The sequence below is a fragment of the Comamonas denitrificans genome, from assembly GCF_042654745.1.
Taxonomy (GTDB): domain Bacteria; phylum Pseudomonadota; class Gammaproteobacteria; order Burkholderiales; family Burkholderiaceae_C; genus Comamonas; species Comamonas denitrificans.
The window spans coordinates 209,286-226,744 of record NZ_JBHSEY010000048.1 but is presented as its reverse complement, the minus strand read 5'-3'; the positions used below and the strand labels follow the sequence as shown (position 1 = coordinate 226,744).

The 17,459-nt window shown below is 61.2% G+C and carries 15 protein-coding genes; 8 read left to right on the top strand and 7 right to left on the bottom strand.

Features of this window, described 5'->3' with window-relative positions; genetic code table 11:
- Positions 1-11 precede the first annotated feature (11 nt).
- The 4 genes from pilB to ACFO24_RS10805 form a co-directional block, all read right to left on the bottom strand.
- On the bottom strand, positions 12-1,730 hold the full coding sequence (gene pilB, locus ACFO24_RS10820; protein ID WP_377738347.1) for a type IV-A pilus assembly ATPase PilB: 1,719 nt from the start codon (positions 1,728-1,730) through the stop codon (positions 12-14).
- A gap of 117 nt (positions 1,731-1,847) precedes the next feature.
- Positions 1,848-2,648, bottom strand: a complete 801-nt coding sequence (locus tag ACFO24_RS10815; RefSeq protein ID WP_377738346.1) for a BPSS1780 family membrane protein — start codon at positions 2,646-2,648, stop codon at positions 1,848-1,850.
- 9 nt (positions 2,649-2,657) lie between these two features.
- Positions 2,658-3,614 carry a homoserine kinase gene (locus ACFO24_RS10810; RefSeq protein ID WP_377738345.1) on the bottom strand — a complete coding sequence of 319 codons (957 nt, stop codon included), beginning with the start codon at positions 3,612-3,614 and terminating at the stop codon, positions 2,658-2,660.
- Positions 3,615-3,703: 89 nt separating this feature from the next.
- Positions 3,704-4,048: a hypothetical protein gene (locus ACFO24_RS10805; protein WP_377738344.1), complete on the bottom strand. Its 345-nt coding sequence runs from the start codon at positions 4,046-4,048 to the stop codon at positions 3,704-3,706.
- A gap of 73 nt (positions 4,049-4,121) precedes the next feature.
- Here ACFO24_RS10805 and polA point away from each other — a divergent pair, with 73 nt between their 5' ends.
- From polA to ACFO24_RS10790, 3 genes are all read left to right on the top strand, one after another.
- On the top strand, positions 4,122-6,923 hold the full coding sequence (gene polA, locus ACFO24_RS10800) for a DNA polymerase I (RefSeq protein WP_377738343.1): 2,802 nt from the start codon (positions 4,122-4,124) through the stop codon (positions 6,921-6,923).
- 181 nt (positions 6,924-7,104) lie between these two features.
- Positions 7,105-8,004 carry a ZIP family metal transporter gene (locus ACFO24_RS10795; RefSeq protein ID WP_207575651.1) on the top strand — a complete coding sequence of 300 codons (900 nt, stop codon included), beginning with the start codon at positions 7,105-7,107 and terminating at the stop codon, positions 8,002-8,004.
- Positions 7,946-9,082, top strand: coding sequence for a M14 family zinc carboxypeptidase (locus ACFO24_RS10790; protein WP_377738342.1), 1,137 nt, complete (start codon positions 7,946-7,948; stop codon positions 9,080-9,082). Before ACFO24_RS10795 ends, ACFO24_RS10790 begins: the two co-directional genes overlap by 59 nt.
- A gap of 107 nt (positions 9,083-9,189) precedes the next feature.
- On the opposite strand, the gene ACFO24_RS10785 is transcribed toward ACFO24_RS10790, so the two are convergent.
- The 3 genes from ACFO24_RS10785 to ACFO24_RS10775 form a co-directional block, all read right to left on the bottom strand.
- Complete coding sequence (locus ACFO24_RS10785) at positions 9,190-10,869, bottom strand: GDYXXLXY domain-containing protein (RefSeq protein ID WP_377738341.1); 1,680 nt, start codon at positions 10,867-10,869, stop codon at positions 9,190-9,192.
- A complete protein-coding gene (locus tag ACFO24_RS10780) occupies positions 10,866-11,825 on the bottom strand; it encodes a DUF2157 domain-containing protein (RefSeq protein ID WP_377738340.1) in 960 nt (319 codons plus the stop codon). Before ACFO24_RS10780 ends, ACFO24_RS10785 begins: the two co-directional genes overlap by 4 nt.
- A gap of 180 nt (positions 11,826-12,005) precedes the next feature.
- On the bottom strand, positions 12,006-13,277 hold the full coding sequence (locus tag ACFO24_RS10775) for a methyl-accepting chemotaxis protein (protein WP_377738338.1): 1,272 nt from the start codon (positions 13,275-13,277) through the stop codon (positions 12,006-12,008).
- 57 nt (positions 13,278-13,334) lie between these two features.
- On the opposite strand from ACFO24_RS10775, the gene ACFO24_RS10770 reads away from it, so the two are divergent.
- The 5 genes from ACFO24_RS10770 (at position 13,335) to ACFO24_RS10750 (ending at position 17,332) form a co-directional block, all read left to right on the top strand.
- The gene (locus ACFO24_RS10770; protein ID WP_377738337.1) at positions 13,335-14,222 is read left to right on the top strand and encodes a PHP domain-containing protein; all 888 of its coding nucleotides are present in this window, start codon (positions 13,335-13,337) and stop codon (positions 14,220-14,222) included.
- Positions 14,223-14,324: 102 nt separating this feature from the next.
- Positions 14,325-14,960, top strand: coding sequence for an L-threonylcarbamoyladenylate synthase (locus tag ACFO24_RS10765; RefSeq protein ID WP_377738335.1), 636 nt, complete (start codon positions 14,325-14,327; stop codon positions 14,958-14,960).
- 133 nt (positions 14,961-15,093) lie between these two features.
- Entirely contained in the window at positions 15,094-15,762 is a 669-nt protein-coding gene (locus ACFO24_RS10760; protein WP_207575598.1) for a site-2 protease family protein, read from the top strand.
- A gap of 14 nt (positions 15,763-15,776) precedes the next feature.
- Positions 15,777-17,090, top strand: coding sequence for a tryptophan--tRNA ligase (locus ACFO24_RS10755; protein WP_377738334.1), 1,314 nt, complete (start codon positions 15,777-15,779; stop codon positions 17,088-17,090).
- 50 nt (positions 17,091-17,140) lie between these two features.
- Positions 17,141-17,332, top strand: coding sequence for a hypothetical protein (locus tag ACFO24_RS10750; RefSeq protein WP_377738333.1), 192 nt, complete (start codon positions 17,141-17,143; stop codon positions 17,330-17,332).
- Positions 17,333-17,459: the final 127 nt, after the last annotated feature.

Below are 17,459 nucleotides of genomic sequence, written 5' to 3'. Positions count from 1 at the left end.
CTTTGTTTGTTTTATAGATTGGTGACAGCGATAACTTCTTCCAAGGAGGTTACGCCTTGTTTGACTTTGTGTAGCCCTGATTCGCGCAAAGATTTAACCCCTTCTTTGCGTGCTTGATTGGCAATTTCCAAAGCAGAACCATCTTTGAGAATAATTTCTTGCATCGCCTCGGAGATGGGCATGACTTGGTAAATACCGACCCGGCCTTTGTAGCCATTGTTGCATTCAGCACAACCTACGGGTTTATAAGGTGTCCATCTGCCATCCAGCTCTTCTTCTTGGTAGCCCGCTTCCAAAAGGGCTTCATGTGGAATATCGACCGGTTCTTTGCACTTTTTGCAAAGCCTGCGGCCCAGCCGCTGGGCGGTAATCAATATCACACTGGATGCAATATTAAAGGGTGCGATGCCCATATTGCGCATGCGGGTGAGGGTCGTGGGTGCATCGTTGGTGTGCAAGGTAGATAACACCAAGTGACCGGTTTGTGCAGCTTTGATAGCAATGTCGGCAGTTTCCAGATCGCGAATCTCACCCACCATGATCACATCTGGGTCTTGGCGCAGAAAGGATTTAAGAGCGACGGCAAATGTCAGGCCCGCTTTGTCATTCACGTTCACTTGATTGACACCCGGCATGTTAATTTCGGAAGGGTCTTCTGCCGTTGAAATGTTCACCCCAGGCTTATTCAAAAGATTCAAACAGCTGTAGAGCGACACGGTTTTACCCGATCCAGTGGGGCCGGTTACTAAAATCATGCCGTAAGGGCGACTGATGGCGTTCAGAAGGCGCTCTTTTTCTTCTGGCTCATACCCTAAGGCATCAATCCCCATTTTTGCGCTGCTGGGGTCCAAAATACGAATAACGATTTTTTCGCCAAATAAAGTGGGCAGGGTAGAAACCCGAAAGTCAATGACTTTTTCCGGCCCCATTTTGAGCTTCATGCGCCCGTCTTGTGGAACCCGCTTTTCTGATATGTCTAGGCGTGAGATAACTTTGATGCGCGAAGCGAGCTTGTCTTTAATCGCAATGGGCGGAGAGGCAATTTCGCGCAACTCGCCATCAATGCGAAAGCGAACGCGGTAATTGTGCTCATAGGGTTCAAAGTGCAAGTCTGAAGCCCGCATATTGAAAGCATCAATCAGCATTTTGTGCAGAAATTTGACGACTGGCGCATCTTCAACGTCGGAGCCATCGGCTTCATTCTTATTTGATTCATCGACATCTTTGACCTCATCCAGATCAAAATCTGCCGCGCTATTGAAAGACTCCAGAGATTCGCTGGTCGTTTTGGTGATCTTATCGACCAAGGCAACTAGTTTGTCATGTTCGGCAATCAGCCAATCGACCCCTACCTGCGCGGTAAATTTTATTTTTTCAGCGGCTTCTTTATTGGTGGGGTCGGCGGTAGCGATTACCAAGCGGCTGCCGCGTTTGGCCAAGGGCAGCACTTTGTAGCTGGCGCACAGCTTGCTGTCGAGCAGGTCTTTCGGGATGCGGTTGGTATCCAGGGCTTGCACGTCCACCAAGGGGATGCCAAAAATCCCGGAAACATGGTGGGCCAGATCGGCCGCCGAAAGCACGCCGGATGCAACCAGTTGAGAGGCAAAACTGGTTTTGCTGGCCAAGGCTTTTTGGGAAAGTTCTTCGCCAGCGGCAGCCGAGAGCTTGCCCGCAGCAATCAAGGCACGGGCCAAGCCAGCGAGAGGGGGAGGTGTTGTCGTCGTTGTCATTGCGGTGCAGATGAGCCTGTGAAAAGCGCAGAACAGCTTTCTATCATCGGCAATAGCATAGCCTGAGTGTGGCCATTTTCAGGCGCAGGCCGACCGGGATGGGACGGCGAACCAACACTAAGCGGTGTTTTCAGCGCTTATGGGCTTTTCAGGGGCGGCAAAACAGTCGCGAAATGTAAACACGATCGAGGTGAACAGCATGGCGGCCAAGGCCATGGCCGCAGCGATCATGAGTGCCATGGCGATATGCCCTACGACCAACGAGAGCAGGCCGGTGACCAAGGTGAGCACCGCTGCCACCAGTAAAAACAGCGTCACCCACCCCACGCCAAACATGAAAAAAGCCCCGATATTGCGGGTGCAGGCCACGATGCTGAAAAACATGGCTTTGAACGCCGGCAGGTTGTGCCAGTGCACCAACGCCGGGGCGTGCCAAAAAAGAAAAGACAGGGGCAAGTAGAGCAAGCAGGCGGTCCACATGGCGGCTTGGAAGCTGGCGCTTTGCGCCAGCTCTTGGCTCAGTGGGGCCAGCCCCAAATACACCCGGGCGAACTCGCCGCCATCGACCAGGCTGGACAGGAACATCACCAGGCCAAACCCCACGGCGTAGCAAACGCCCAGCGTGGCCAAGGCGGCCAGGCGCTCTTTGCCTTGGCGCAGGATGTGCCAGATCAAGACCGGGGTGGGAACCCGGTTGCTCCACACTTCGGCAGCGGCCACCATCATGATGAGGGAGAAGGTGGGCAGCAAGGTCAGCGCCACAATGGTGCCGACAATGGGCAGGGCGCTGATGAGCGACATCCCAGCCATGCACAGAAAAAACAAAGCGGCCAAAGCGATGGGATGGCGCCAAAAAGTGCGCACACCCAATTTGACCCATTCCAGGCCCATGCGGGGTTTAACGAGTTGAAGTTGCATGCCGTGTTTTTACTTCAAGCGCAGCGGCTGCGTGATGCGCGCGCGCAGCACCCGCTCAAAATGGCGCGGATCGTGGGGGGTGAGCAGGGCCGCTTCGCGTGGCAGGTGGTAATCCCACAAGCGGGAAATCCAAAACCGCAGTGCCCCGGCCCGCAGCAAATCGGGCAGCAATTGCTGCTCCGCGTCGGTCAGTGGGCGCACGGCTTGGTAGGCATGCAACATCGCCTGGGCCAAATCAGCGTGGTGGCTGCCATCGGTGTGGTGGATGCACCAATCATTCAGTGCCACGCACAGGTCGAATAACCACGTATCCACCCCGGCAAAATAAAAATCAAAAAAACCGGTGAGGGCGGTCCCCTCAAACATGACGTTGTCGCGAAACAGATCGGCATGCACCGGGCCACGCGGCAGGGCGGCGTAAGCGGTGCTGCTCGCGATGGTGTTTTGGTGGGCCAGTTCTGCTTGCAGCAGGTGCGCGGCCTCGGTGGCCATAAAGGGCAGCACCTGGGGCACGGTGGCATTCCACCAGGGCAGGCCGCGCAAATTGGGCTGGTGCAGGCCAAAATCTTGCCCCGCCAAATGCATGCGCGCCAGCATGTCGCCGACGGCAGCGCAATGCGCGGCATCGGGCAGCAATTGGCTGGCCCCATGCAGTTTTTGCACCACGGCGGCAGGTTTGCCACAGACGCTGTGCAAGATGGCCCCGGTGTGGCGATCGGCTTGCGGATCGGGCACGGGAATGCCCTTGGCGGCCAGATGGCGCATCAGCTCCAAATAGAACGGCAGCTGCTCGGCGGTCAAGCGCTCAAACAGCGTCAGCACCCAATGGCCTTGGGTGGTGTCTAAAAAATAATTGGTGTTCTCAATGCCGCCTTGAATGCCACGCAGGCCGGTCAGTTGGCCGAGGTTGAGGCGCTCTAGCAGAGCGCGTGCTTGGTCTTCGCTAACTTGGGTAAAAACAGCCATGGGGGAGCAACGCAGGGGGCAATGGTCAAGAAAAGCCCCGCGCGTGCAGGGCTGAGGGGCCAGAGGGGTTAGGAGGGCAGGGGGCAGGCTTAAAACTGCAGCGCTTTCCAGGTGCGTCGGCCATTGGTGCCGTCTTGCGCAGCATCCTTGCCGGGCTTGGTGGGGGCCACTTCATACGCTGGAAAGTTACCGGTTTTGGGCTGTACGGTGATATTTTTGGTTTCACCACCCACGCGCAGCTCGTTGATGTGGTTGCCTTTGTCCTCGTGGTGAATGCGCTCAATGCGCTGGTTGTGGCGGTCGTTACCGCTGGGGGCAGCTTGTGCCGCCGGTGGCTCGGCGCTGTCCGTCTGGGCAGCAGGTGTTTGGGCACAGGCCAGGCCACTCAGGAGCAGGCTGGCAAGAAAAAATGAGGAGGAGGTGGCGGCACGCATCCGCGCATTGTAGATGCCTTGTTTCGATGCGGCTGGGTGGGCGCGGGCACAATTGCGGGCTATGACGCGCCTTATGACACATCCCCCTACCTTGCTGCTGGTCGATGGCTCCAGCTACCTGTACCGTGCCTACCACGCCATGCCCGACTTGCGGGCCGTGCCAGGCGACCCCAGCAGCCCGGCCACGGGGGCCATCCGTGGCATGGTGAATATGCTGCAGGCGCTGACCAAAGAGCCGCAAACGGCCCAGGCGGCCTATGCCGTGTGCGTGTTCGATGCCAGCGGCCCCACCTTTCGCGATGACTGGTACCCCGACTACAAAGCCAATCGCTCGCCCATGCCCGACGACTTGCGCAGCCAGATCGACCCCATCCACGAAGTGGTGCGGCTGCTGGGCTGGAAGGTGCTGAGCGTGCCCGGTGTCGAGGCCGACGACGTGATTGCCACCTTGGCCCATATCGCGGCGGCGCAAGGGGTGCAGACCATTGTCTCCAGCGGCGACAAGGACTTGAGCCAGCTGGTCAATGCGCACATCACCATCATCGACACCATGAGCGGCAAGCGCCGCGACGTGGCCGGGGTGGAGCAAGAATTTGGCGTACCGCCCGCGCTGATGGCCGATTACCAAGCCCTGGTGGGCGATGCGGTGGACAACGTGCCCGGTGTGGCCAAAGTGGGCCCGAAAACGGCGGTGAAGTGGTTGCAGGAGTTTGGCAGCCTGGACGGCCTGATTGCCCAGGCGGGCAGCATCAAGGGCGTGGCCGGCAGCAACCTGCGCGAAGCCATTGCCAGCGGCCAGCTGGCCCTGAGCCGCCAACTGGTGACGATGAAGACCGATTGCGACCTGAGCGCCTATGCCCCCAGCCTGCCGGATTTGACGGATCTAAAAAAACAAGAGCTGGATACGCTTAATCTGCGCCATTTTTACGATAAATATGGCTTTAAAGGCTTGGCAAGAGCGCTTGAAGCTCCTAAAAAAGAAGCTCCCAGCGCCAGCCGCGACGACCTGTTCAGCAGCTTTGACAGCGGCGATGCCGCCAGCACCGAAGTGGCCGTGGCCGCCCAGCAGCGCGAAGTGGCCTACCACTGCATTCAAACCCAGGCGCAGCTGGACGAATGGCTGGCCAAAATCCATGCCGCAGAGCTGACCGCCATCGATACCGAGACCGACAGCCTCAACGCCTTGCAGGCGCAACTGATCGGCATTTCTCTGAGCGTGCAGCCGGGCGAAGCGGCCTACATTCCGCTGGGCCACGAAGGTCTGGATGCCGTGCAGCAATTGCCGCTGGCCGACGTGCTGGCCCAGCTCCAACCCTGGCTGGAGGATGCCAGCAAGCCCAAGCTGGGCCAGCATGTCAAGTACGACCAGCACGTGCTGGCCAACCACGGCATCACCGTGCGCGGCTACCAGCACGACACCATGTTGCAAAGCTATGTGCTGGAAGTCCACCGCCCGCACGGCCTGGAAAGCCTGGCGCTGCGCCACACGGGCCGCACCGGCCTGAGCTACGAAGACCTGTGCGGCAAAGGCAAAAACCAAATCCCTTTTGCCCAGGTGCCGCTGGACAAGGCCTGCGCCTACGCCTGCGAAGATGCCGACCAGACCTTGGACGTGCACCGCGTGCTGTGGCCGCAAATTCAGGCGCAGCCGGGGCTGCTGCACATTTATGCCCTGGAGATGGCCACCAGCGAGGCGCTGCTGCGCATGGAGCGCAACGGCGTGGCCATTGACGCGCAAGAGCTGGCCCGCCAGAGCAACGACCTGGGCACGCGCATCGTCGCGCTGGAGCAAGCGGCGTATGAACTGGCCGGGCAGCCGTTCAACCTGTCCAGCCCCAAGCAGCTGGGCGAAATTTTCTTTGACAAGCTGGGCATGCGGTCGGTGAAAACAACCGCCACTGGCGGGCGCAGCACCGATGAAGAGGTACTGGAAAAACTGGCCGAAGACCACCCCCTGCCCGCCAAAATTCTGGAGCACCGCAGCCTGTCCAAGCTGAAAAACACCTACACCGACAAGCTGGCCCACATGGCCCTGCCGCGCACCGGGCGCGTGCACACCCACTACGCGCAGGCCGTGGCGGTGACCGGGCGGCTGTCCAGCAACGAGCCCAATTTGCAAAACATCCCCGTGCGCACGCCCGAGGGGCGGCGCATTCGCCAGGCCTTCATCGCCCCGCCGGGCCGGGTGATTGCCAGCGCCGACTACAGCCAGATTGAGCTGCGCATCATGGCCCACCTGAGCGGCGACGAGGCCCTGCTCAACGCCTTCCACCAGGGCCTGGACGTACACCGCGCCACGGCGGCCGAGGTGTTTGGCGTGGCGCTGGACCAGGTCAGCAGCGAGCAGCGGCGCTTTGCCAAGGTGATCAACTTTGGCCTGATTTACGGCATGAGCAGCTACGGGCTGGCGAAAAACTTAGGCATCGACAACCAGGCCGCGGCCGCCTACATCGACCGCTACTTTCAGCGCTACCCCGGTGTGAAACGCTATATGGACGACACCGTGGCCCTGGCCCACGCCCAGGGCTATGTGCAAACCGTGTTTGGCCGCCGCTTGTATTTGCCGGACATCAACGGCGGCAACGGCCCGCGCAAAAAAGCGGCCGAACGCGCCGCCATCAACGCCCCCATGCAGGGCACGGCGGCCGACTTGATCAAAAAAGCCATGGTCGCCGTGCAAAACCGGTTGGATGCCGCCCAGCCCGAGGTGCTGCTGATCATGCAGGTGCACGACGAACTGGTGTTTGAGCTGCCCGCCGACAAGGCCGACTGGCTGCGCCAGGAGGTGCCCGCGCTGATGGCGGGCGTGGCCCAGCTCAACGTGCCCCTGCTGGCCGAGGTGGGCGTAGGGGCCAATTGGGAGCAAGCGCATTGAAAGCGCATTAGGTCAGGGCCGTGCGGGCCGTCTGCAGGCCCGCGCTGGTGGGACAATTGCGGGTTTTCTGGGGCTTGACAGCGTGTGTAGTCTGGATGTGTGGCGACTGTGCGCTGCAATGGATGCGCTATTTTTGGCGCAATTTATCCCTGAAAACATTGAAATATAAGCGAAATTAGCAATGGTATTGATAGCAATTATTTTGGCCACCCTGGTCGCAGGAATCGGCAGCGTCTGGGTGGCCGACGCGCTGTTGCGCATCGGCTTTGGTCGCGCCAGTGCAGGGCGGGCGCAGCAAGGGCTGCTCAGCCTGGCGGCCGGGGCGCTGCTGGCCACGGCGTTTATGCATTTATTGCCCGAGGCGTTTGCCAGCGGGGCCAATCCCCAGCATTTATTCACCACGTTGTTGATTGGCATCGTGTTTTTCTTTTTGCTGACCAAGGCCGAGCTGTGGCACCACGGCCATGAGCACAGCCATGCCCCGCAGGTGCAAAACCTGCACCATGGGCACGACCACCCCGCGCATGCGCACGACCACGCGCACCACCACCCCACCTCCGGCTGGTCGCTGCTCACCGGCGACAGCGTGCATTGCTTTGGCGATGGGGTGTTGATTGCCTCGGCTTTTTTGGCCGATATGCGCCTGGGGCTGATTGCCGCCGTTTCGGTGTTGGCGCACGAGGTGCCACACCACATGGGCGATTTGATCGTCATGCGCCGGGGCAACCAGCGGGGGGTGGCGATGCTCAAAGTCTCTCTGGCTGGCTCGATTACCGCGCTGGGCGGGATTGCTGGCTACTTTTTGGTGGGCCAACTGCACGATTGGCTGCCGTTTTTCCTCACCGTGGCGTGCAGCAGCTTTATCTATGTGGCGCTGTCCGACTTGATTCCGCAATTGCAAAAACACCTCACGGCGCGGCAAACCCTGACCCAGGTGCTGTGGCTGGTGCTGGGCATTGCCCTGGTCACCACGGTCAGCAGCTTGGCCCACGACCTGGCCCACCAAGGCCACGACCACGACCATGACCACGCGGGTGGGGGCCATGCCCCGGCCCATTCCATTCATGCAGACGAACACTGAATCTTCCTCCCCCTTCACCGCTGCCAGCGCCGCACCCCCTGCCACCGCCGCCGCCACACCCCGCACCTCGCGCACCGCCATGGCCATGGCGCTGGCCGTGTGGCTGGGTTTGTGCGCCGGTGGGCTGGCTTTATGGCAGGCTACGCCGCACACCGCGCCCGTGCCTTTGCATTCTTTGCGGGTGGAGCGCGGCAGCGCCCCGCCCGCCCCATCCGAGCAGGCAGTGGCCGCCCCCGCAACCCCGCCCGCCCCGGTGCCCCATGCGGTGCTGCCCTTGCCAGATGACCCGGCCATTTCAGCCGCCATTTGCGCCCCGTGGCTGCAGCGCTGGGCGGCGCTGGCCCCCACGTTGTGCTTGGCGGCCCAGCTGGCCCCCAGTGGGGCGCAGTCGGTGCAGGGCCTGCCCCTGGCCTGGCGCGATGTGGCCCCGGCGCAGGCCGAGCACGCAGCTGCCGCGCAACGGGTGTTGGTGGTTGGGGCCATCCATGGTGATGAATTGACCGCCGCCGCCTTGGCCCTGCACTGGGTGGCCTTGGCCGAGCAGGTCAGTGCCCGCCAGGCGGTGCATTGGCGGTTTATTCCGGTGCTCAATCCCGATGGCTTTTTGGCCCGCCCCGCCACGCGCACCAATGCCTCGGGGGTGGATTTGAACCGCAACTTCCCTACGCCCAACTGGGCCGAAGAATCGGTTCAGTACTGGGAAAAACGCACCCGCCGCGATCCACGGCGCTGGCCGGGGCCGGCGGCGCTGTCGGAGCCGGAATCACAATTTCTGTACCGCCAAATGGCTGAATTTGCCCCGGATTTGGTGGTCAGCATCCACGCGCCCTATGGCGTGTTGGACTTTGATGGCCCACAAACGCCGCCTTCCAAGCTGGGCATGTTGCAGCTGAGCCAGCTGGGGGTGTTTCCCGGCTCCTTGGGCAATTACGGCGGTCTGCAACAAGGCGTGCCCGTGGTGACGATTGAGCTGCACCACGCGCTGCGCATGCCCCAGCAGCGCGAGGTGGAAGCCATGTGGCAAGACCTGCTGGGCTGGATGGGCAAGCATTTGCCGCACAAGGCCAGTAATCAATAAGAGTTAAATAAGAGCTAAATAAGAGCTGTTGCCGCTTTATTTATCAGCGTTTAACGATGAAATCATCTTTAAACCATTTAAATACAAGCGGTAACAGCTATTTTTTATCATTCTGGCAGCAAGTGGGTGCCAGCCGCCGGCCCGGGTGCGATGGGCTGCAACTGCCCATCGGCCAAGCCGACCAGCAGCACCCGCCCCTGGTCCAGCGCGCGAAACTCCCCAAACTGGGCCTGGGCCAGTGGCGCACCTTGCCCTTCCGGGAAGAAGAAGGCATCGGTCACCACCACCCACTGGCCTTTGAGCAACTGCAAGGGCAGCAGCACCTGGCCAGGGCCGGGCGTTTCGCCGGGCGCAGCCAGCCGGGTGATTTCCGCCACGCCATCCTGGCTGAGCTGGGCTACGGCCAAAGTGCGGCGCAGCCAGGGCGCGGTGGTTTGCTGCGCGCTCAGCGCCTCGTGGACGTGCGCCGGATAGGCAAAGCGCAACGCCATGTAATCGCCCTGCAGGAGCGAGCGCGGATCAACCGGCTGCAAGCGCATAAAGATTTTTTGGCCATCGGCCAGCACCGCCTCTTTGTGCTGCACATCCCACTGCGTGCTGGCCAATGCCAGCACCCCGGCCAGGGCCAGCACCGCTGTGGTCCACACCGGCGTGGCTTGTGCGGTAGAGGGGGCCGAGGCGGCCGCCGTGGGCCTGCGCAACCCCCACAGCACCAGGGCCATCACTATGCCGACACCGGCCAGCACGGCGGCCTTATCGACCAAGCGCCACTGCAAGTCGTAATAAAAACTGCCCATAGCCAACAACAGCGCTGCCAGGGCCAGTCCTAGCAAGCGCCAGCGCCCTGTGCCGGCGGCAAACGTGGCCACCAAGGTGATGGTGCCGATCGAGGGCAGCCATGCACAGCCCACCAGCGCTGCGCCATACACCAGCCAGAGCAAGGGGTGGCGCTGCCAACGCGCTTGCAGCCACAGCGCACTGACCACCACTGCGATGGCAGCAGTGATCTGCGGGGGGGACAACGCCCACCACGACTGCGGGGACAGCCCCAGATCTGCCGCTTGTACCGGAAGCTGGCTTTGCACGAAATACTTGCCCGCCAAAGCGGCGACCAAGGCCAGCAGCAGGCCCACGGCGGCGCTTTCCATGCCCTGGGCCAGTTTTTCGCCCCAGGGCTTGGTCAGAAAACGGCTTTCACAATGGGCCCATACCGCCCACAGCGCGGCCAGCCACAGGGTGTGGCGCGGCCACGTCAGCACCCAGTGCATGGCACTGTCGATAGCAAAACTTGGCTCCACCGTGTGCAGCAACGGGGGTAAAAAGAACAGCGTCCAACTGGCCTGGAAGGCCACAATCCGCACCAGCCAGCCGGTGGGCAACCCAGCGGCCAGGGCCAGTTGAAACACCAGCAAGCTGGCCGCAACCCACCCCCAATGGACGTTGGCAGACTCTTGCAAAAATGCCCACAGCCACAGCATTTGCGCGGCAAACAGCAGGTTCAGCGCCATTTGTTCCACAAACAAGGTGCGGCTGGACTTGGCCAGCCCGATCGCCCCGGCGGCAAACAGCACACTGCCCAGCAACGATCCGGTGACGGAATGCAGCAGGCTGGAAAACAGCGCCCCAAACAGGCCCAGCAAAGGCCACAGCACCAACTGCGCCCCAAAAAAGCCAAAGACCAGCACCACCCACGAAGGCGACGGCGCTGCGTGGGGCGGCTGAGCATCGGCGGGCACAAGGCCTTGGCGCTGGGCTTGGTGCCACCAGGCGGGTACATCTGGCTTCATACGGCCCCCTCTTTTTGCAAGCGGTACAGCCCATGGGCACTGGCCCCCACGCTGGCGGCGATGACCAGGGTCATCAACGAAAACGCCCCGGTCCCGGCCCAGTCCAGGGTGCTAAACAGGTAATGCCCCACAGCGACCAGCCACAGCGCATTGGCCGCCATCAGCCCCAGGCCCAGCACCAGAATATTGCGTTTGCGCCAGGCTGCGGCCACCACCGCCGCCACCAACACGCTGGCCAGCCCGAACACGGCCCAATCAGCATCGCGCTGCAGCACGGACATGACCCCAAAACCGGCCCAGGCCCCCAGCGCCATGCCGGCCCCCACAGCGCGGCTGATGCGGGGCTGTGCAATGGCGCACACCTTGAGGTGGGGCAAACCGCCAGGCAGCAGCCACAGCGGCAGCCACAGCAGCAATTGCGGCCACAGCCCAGCCAAGCCGGGGGAAAAAATGCCAAACAGATTCAGCTGCACGCTCGACCAAAAACCCAGCCCCGTTGCGGCAATCACCAGCCACAGCGCCCACAGCCCATCTTTGGCAGCGACAACCGTCCAGGGCAGGGCCAGCACGGCCCAGACGGCAAACAGTTGCCAGGCATCGGCCCCGGTTTGGTAGGTTTGGCCAATAAAAGCCAGCAAAGCCCCCAAGGCCAAGGTCGCCAATAACAAGCCCGCCGTGCGCAGGCTTGGCCGCCACATGGCCACGACCAAGGGAGCCAGTACGCTGGCTTGCAATACCTGCAATTTAAAACTGCGGGTTTGTTCCGGCCATTGCGCTGCTATCCAAAAAATAAGGCCACAGCCCAGCAGCAAGGCCGCTACCACCGCCAAGCTGCGCCAAAGCCTGTGCGGCCAGTCCGCATGCGGCGGGGTGTGGGTACAAGCGGCCAGTGCCTGCGCTTGGGATGGCGACAGCGCAAAGTGCTGCGCCAGGGTGTAAAGATTGGGGAGGGACATGCGCTTGCCCTTTCTGCAACAGTCAAGCGTGAAAAAAAGCCGATGAAGAAGGGTTTGCGGCGCTCAAGCCTGCGCCGGGCGCAACGCCACCGTGAAGGTGGCGCAGTGAGAAAGCATGTTTGCGTGCGCCATGGCGGCATTGTGCAATGCACCGTGCCGCCCTGCGTTCAGGCTTACCCGTTAAAACGTTTCCCAATCGTCCTCGTTGGTACTGGAGGCCGCTGGTGGTTTGGTTGCCGTAGGTTTGGCCGCAGGCAGTGTTGGCGTTGCGGCTGGCTTCATGGCGGGGGCCACGGGCTTGGGGGCGGCCGGTTTTGGGGCTGCCGATTTTGGTGCCACCGGCTGGTGGGTGGCCAATTTTTTGCTGGGGGCCGCACTGGCCTTGGTGCCAGTGGGTGTCGCCATTGGGCGGTGCGCAGCGGCGGGGGCAGGGCGCACCGCCTGGGTGCTGGCCCCGGTGCCCACATTAAAGGCAGCAACCACTTGCGCCAAGCGCCGTGCTTGTTCGCTCATAGCGCCAGCGGCGGCCGTGGCCTCTTCGACCAGGGCGGCGTTTTGCTGGGTCATTTGGTCCAGGTTGGCCACCGCTTGATTGACCTGGCCAATGCCGGTTTGTTCGGTGCGGGCCGATAAATCGTGGTTGCCCGTGGCAATTTGGTGGGCCGCCGAAGAGACTGACTCCACCCCCGAGCGCACCTCGCCCACCACTTCGCGCAGCTTTGCGCCCATGGCGTTCAGGCTGCGCAGCAAGTGGCCGAGTTCATCGCGGCGGTCGTCTTGAACGGTTACTGTCAAATCCCCGGCGGCAATGGCATCGGCCAAGTCCACGGCCCGCTCCAGGGGCTGGGTAATCGAGCGCACCAGCCAGGCCGACAAAAACAAAACCAGCACAATCAGCAGCGCAACCACTGCCGAACCGACTAGCAGGGCTTGTTGGGTAATGGCCGCTGACTCTTGCTTTAACTGATCGCGGTGTTTTTCTTGCAGTGCAGCGAAGTTTTGAATCTCTTGCACATAGGCATCAATTTGCGGGCGCAGGGTGGTTTTAACTATTGCACTGGCGTTTTCAATATCTTGTTGCTGACGAAAAGCGGCCGCTTTGGCCACGGTGCCCAGGGCCTGTTGCCGTGCTATAGCAATTTTTTCAAGCAATGCCTTGCCTTCGGGCGTATTGACCAAGGCCACAACCTGCTTTTGCACTTCAGTGATGGCAGCGGTGCCCATTTCTTGGTCCATCAGCTGGGACATGGCCTCGTCGGAGGTGCCCATTTGCACCACCAAGCGGGTGGCATCCAAGGACACCATGCCATGCCACTGTGTGGACAAGGTGGCGCGTTTCTGGTTTAGCTCCAGCTCTTGGCTGACGCTGGCGTTGAGGTTTTGTAAATAGACCAGCAAGCCGCCCAATACCACCACCAGGGCAATAATCAGCCCCAGTATCAAGGCCCACAATTTGCGCCTTACGTATCGGCATTCACACGCTTTGATTCAAAAAATAATTGTTAAATTGTGTCAAATAAAACAACTCCCGCAGCCACCCTGCCGCGTTATGGGCGTGCCGATTTGCACTGCCATTCGGTGTATTCGGATGGCGTTTTAACCCCGCACGCTTTGGCGCAACACGCCGCAGCCCAGGGCGTGGATTTATGGGCGCTGACCGACCATGACAGCGTGGCTGGGCAACAAGAAGCACGCGAAAGCGCCCAGGCGTTGGGCCTGGCCTGGGTCAGTGGGGTGGAGGTGTCGGTGGATTTTTTGGGGCAGACGATTCACATCGTGGGCTTGGGGGTGGATAGTGAGCACCCAGGGCTGCGGGCACTGCTGCAGCACCACCGCAACAGCCGCATTCCCCGTGCCCAAGCCATGGCCGCGGGCTTGGCGGCGGTGGGCATTGCCGATGCCTACGCGGGGGCGTTGCAGTACGCAGGCCAGCCTGAGCAGCTGTCACGCACCCACTTTGCGCGGCATTTGGTGGCAATCGGGCGCTGCGCCACGGTGGCCGAGGTGTTTCGCCACTATTTGGTGCCGGGCAAACCGGGCTACGCGCCCCATGGCTGGGCCGCGTTGCACGACGGCATTGCGCAGATTGTGGCGGCCGGTGGTGTGGCCGTGCTGGCGCACCCGGGGCGCTACAAGTTGGAGCGCTTGCCGATGCAAATTTTGCTCGACCGTTTTGCCCAATCGGGTGGGCAAGCCATTGAGGTGACCACCAGCGCCCACACCCCGGCACAAACCCACAGCTACGCGGCCTTGGCCCGTGCGCGCGGCTGGGCCGCCTCGTGTGGCAGTGACTTTCACAGCCCAGCCGAATCGCGCTGTGCTTTGGGCAGTTTGCCGCCGCTGCCCAGTGGTTTAACGCCGGTGTGGCAGCTGCTGGGGCCGCGCATTGTGGCGTGAGTTGCTTGCAATGGCTGCAAGCGTGCGCCAAGTCCACGACAATTGCCGGTTTGGCACGCTCTTGGCCGTTGTGCAAAGAGGCGGTGCCGCAAGGACAGCACCATGGCCCAATATTTTGAAATTCACCCGGACAACCCCCAGCCGCGCTTGCTCAAGCAGGCGGCCGCTTTGCTGCAAAAAGGCGGCGTGCTGGCCATTCCCACCGATTCCAGCTACGCCTTGGTGTGCCAACTCGATGACCGCGATGCGGTCGAGCGCCTGCGCCGCATTCGCGGGGTAAACGACAAGCACCACCTGACGCTGCTGTGCCGTGATCTGTCGGAGCTGGCCAGCTACGCCACCGTGGACAACCGCCAGTTTCGCCTGATGAAGCTGGCCACCCCCGGCCCCTACACCTTTATCTTGGATGCCACGCGCGAAGTGCCCCGGCGCGTGAGCCACCCTTCGCGCAAAACGATTGGTTTGCGTGTGCCCGGACACAAAGGCACGCAGCTGCTGCTGGAGTTGCTGGGCGCACCGCTGCTGGCCACCACCTTGATCCTGCCCGACGAGACCGAGCCGCTGAACGACCCCGACGACATCCGCGAGCAATTGCAGCACCTGGTCGATGGCATCGTCGATGCCGGAGCCTGCCCGCTGCAGCCCACCACGGTGCTGGATCTAACCGCCATGGCCAACAATGGGGCCCCGGTGGTGGTGCGTGAGGGGCAGGGCAGTTTGGCCGCCATTGGTTTGTAGCATGCATGAATCATGAAAATAGGTGCTGCCCCCGCTGGTTTGATCAGCATTTCTCTGAGCTTTCTCCTTGAAACGACCGTAAACAAAGCGGATCAAGCTCTTTTATTTATTTAATTACTTCTCTGTACCGCCTGTGGATATCGCACAAACGCTTCAAACCATTTTGATTTACGCCTTGCCGGTGCTGTTTTCCATCACCATCCACGAGGCCGCCCACGGCTATGCCGCCCGCCACTTTGGCGACCACACGGCCAGCATGCTGGGGCGCATCACGCTCAATCCGCTCAAACACATCGACCCGGTGGGCACCATCTTGGTGCCGGCGCTGCTGTATTTTTCGACCAGCGGGGCATTTTTGTTTGGTTACGCCAAGCCGGTGCCGGTCAATTTCAACAACCTGCGCAACCCCAAGCGCGACATGATCTGGGTGGCGCTGGCCGGGCCGGCCTCCAACCTGGTGCAGGCCTTGCTGTGGCTGGCGCTGTTCATCGTGCTGATCGGTGTGGGGGTGGAAGAGCGCTTTTTCCTGCAAATGGCCAAGGGCGGGGTGCTGGTCAATCTGGTCATGTGGGCGTTCAACCTGTTTCCGTTGCCCCCGCTGGATGGCGGGCGCATTCTGGTCGGGCTGCTGCCCTACCGCAGCGCGGCCACCCTGTCGCGGGTGGAGCCGTATGGCTTTTTTATCGTTCTGGCGCTGGTGCTTTCGGGCATTGTTGGCACCTACTGGCTGCGCCCGTTGATGGATGCCAGCAACCAGGTGCTGGTTTGGCTGCTGCAGCCCTTGATTCTTTTCTTTAGCTAGTTTTTTGATTTGTTATGAGCGCACAACCCACACGTTTTCTCACCGGCATCACTCCTTCGGGGACACCCCACCTGGGCAATTACGCGGGCATGATGCGCCCGGCCATTGCCGCCACCCGCACGACCGGGTGTGAAAATTTTTATTTTCTGGCTGATTACCACGCCCTCATCAAGACGCAAGACCCGGCCCGCATTCACCGCTGCACACTGGAGATTGCCGCCAGCTGGTTGGCCTGCGGCCTGGACCCAGAGAAAGTCACGTTCTACCGCCAATCGGACATTCCCGAGATCACCGAGCTGACCTGGTTTCTCACCTGCGTGACCGGCAAAGGCCTGCTCAACCGCGCCCACGCCTACAAAGCGGCGCAAGATAAAAACCAAGAAGCCGGGCGCGATCTGGACGATGGGGTCAATGCCGGGTTGTTCATGTACCCGGTGCTGATGGCGGCCGACATTTTGATTTTCAACGCGCACAAAGTGCCCGTGGGCCGCGACCAGATCCAGCACATCGAAATGGCGCGGGACATTGCCGCAAGCTTTAACCACCTGTATGGCGAGCACTTCACCCTGCCCGAAGCGCTGGTGGAAGAGCAGGTGGCCACCTTGGCCGGTTTGGATGGCCGCAAGATGAGCAAGAGCTATGACAACACCATCCCGCTGTTTGCCCCGTCGGCGCAACTCAAAAAGCTGATTGGCTCCATCGTTACCGACTCGCGTGCGCCGGGCGAGGCCAAAGCGGTGGAGGGCTCGGCCCTGTTCCAGCTCTACCAAGCCTTTGCCACGCCCGAGGAAGTGGCCGCCATGGCCCAAGCCTATGCCGATGGCATCGCCTGGGGCGAAGCCAAAGAGCGCCTGTTTGCCTGCATCGACCGCGAGATTGCCCCCATGCGTGCGCGTTACGAAGACTTGATGGCGCACCCGGAAAAGGTCGAAGCCATCTTGCAAGCCGGGGCGGAAAAAGCCCGCGCCTTGGCAGTGCCCTTGGTGCAGCGCCTGCGCCATGCGGTGGGCCTGCGCCGCCTGACCGAGCAAGCCGTCAGCACCGATAAAAGCAAAAGCGCCAAACTGGCCTTGCCCAGCTTTAAGCAGTACCGCGAAAAAGACGGCAAGTTTTATTTCAAGCTGGTCGATGCCCAGGGCAAACTGCTGTTGCAAAGCCTGGGCTTGGACTCCCCGCGCGATGCCGGCCACGCCATTGCCCAATTGCAGCAGCAAGGCGCTGCGGCTTTGGCGGCGTTGGCGCCCCAAATCGAAGCCTTGTCTGACGCGGCACGCGCTGAAGCGCTGCAGGCTCTGGCGCAATTACAAGCCTACGCGGCCAGCGAATAAGCGGTTATTGCTACAAAAAACATATCTATCACCTTCAGGAGAACGGCCCCATGCGCATCGCCATTTTGGAAGATGACCCCCAACAGCTGCACATGATGGAGCAAATGGTGCACAGCATGGGCCACACCTGTGTGGGCTACCCCACCGGGGCGCAGCTGATGAAAGAGCTGCGCCGCGCCTACCCCGCCAGCACCGAAGAGGTGCAGCAATTTGGCCCTTACCGCTGGACCGCACCATTTTGACGGTGTACTTTGGCCAAGAAGCCACCGTTCTGACCCACCGGCCCTGCCACTGGCCCCATCGCTGATTGGCTTTGCCAGCCGCCACCTGCTGTTTACCCGCTATGCCTACATTGATGTGCTGCAAGGC

Coding starts and splice junctions, on each gene's coding strand:
- pilB (WP_377738347.1), bottom strand. CDS start 1,730: ATGACAACGACGACAACACCTCCCCCTCTCGCTGGCTTGGCCCGTGCC.
- ACFO24_RS10815 (WP_377738346.1), bottom strand. CDS start 2,648: ATGCAACTTCAACTCGTTAAACCCCGCATGGGCCTGGAATGGGTCAAA.
- ACFO24_RS10810 (WP_377738345.1), bottom strand. CDS start 3,614: ATGGCTGTTTTTACCCAAGTTAGCGAAGACCAAGCACGCGCTCTGCTA.
- ACFO24_RS10805 (WP_377738344.1), bottom strand. CDS start 4,048: ATGCGTGCCGCCACCTCCTCCTCATTTTTTCTTGCCAGCCTGCTCCTG.
- polA (WP_377738343.1), top strand. CDS start 4,122: ATGACACATCCCCCTACCTTGCTGCTGGTCGATGGCTCCAGCTACCTG.
- ACFO24_RS10795 (WP_207575651.1), top strand. CDS start 7,105: ATGGTATTGATAGCAATTATTTTGGCCACCCTGGTCGCAGGAATCGGC.
- ACFO24_RS10790 (WP_377738342.1), top strand. CDS start 7,946: ATGACCACGCGGGTGGGGGCCATGCCCCGGCCCATTCCATTCATGCAG.
- ACFO24_RS10785 (WP_377738341.1), bottom strand. CDS start 10,869: ATGAAGCCAGATGTACCCGCCTGGTGGCACCAAGCCCAGCGCCAAGGC.
- ACFO24_RS10780 (WP_377738340.1), bottom strand. CDS start 11,825: ATGTCCCTCCCCAATCTTTACACCCTGGCGCAGCACTTTGCGCTGTCG.
- ACFO24_RS10765 (WP_377738335.1), top strand. CDS start 14,325: ATGGCCCAATATTTTGAAATTCACCCGGACAACCCCCAGCCGCGCTTG.
- ACFO24_RS10755 (WP_377738334.1), top strand. CDS start 15,777: ATGAGCGCACAACCCACACGTTTTCTCACCGGCATCACTCCTTCGGGG.
- ACFO24_RS10750 (WP_377738333.1), top strand. CDS start 17,141: ATGCGCATCGCCATTTTGGAAGATGACCCCCAACAGCTGCACATGATG.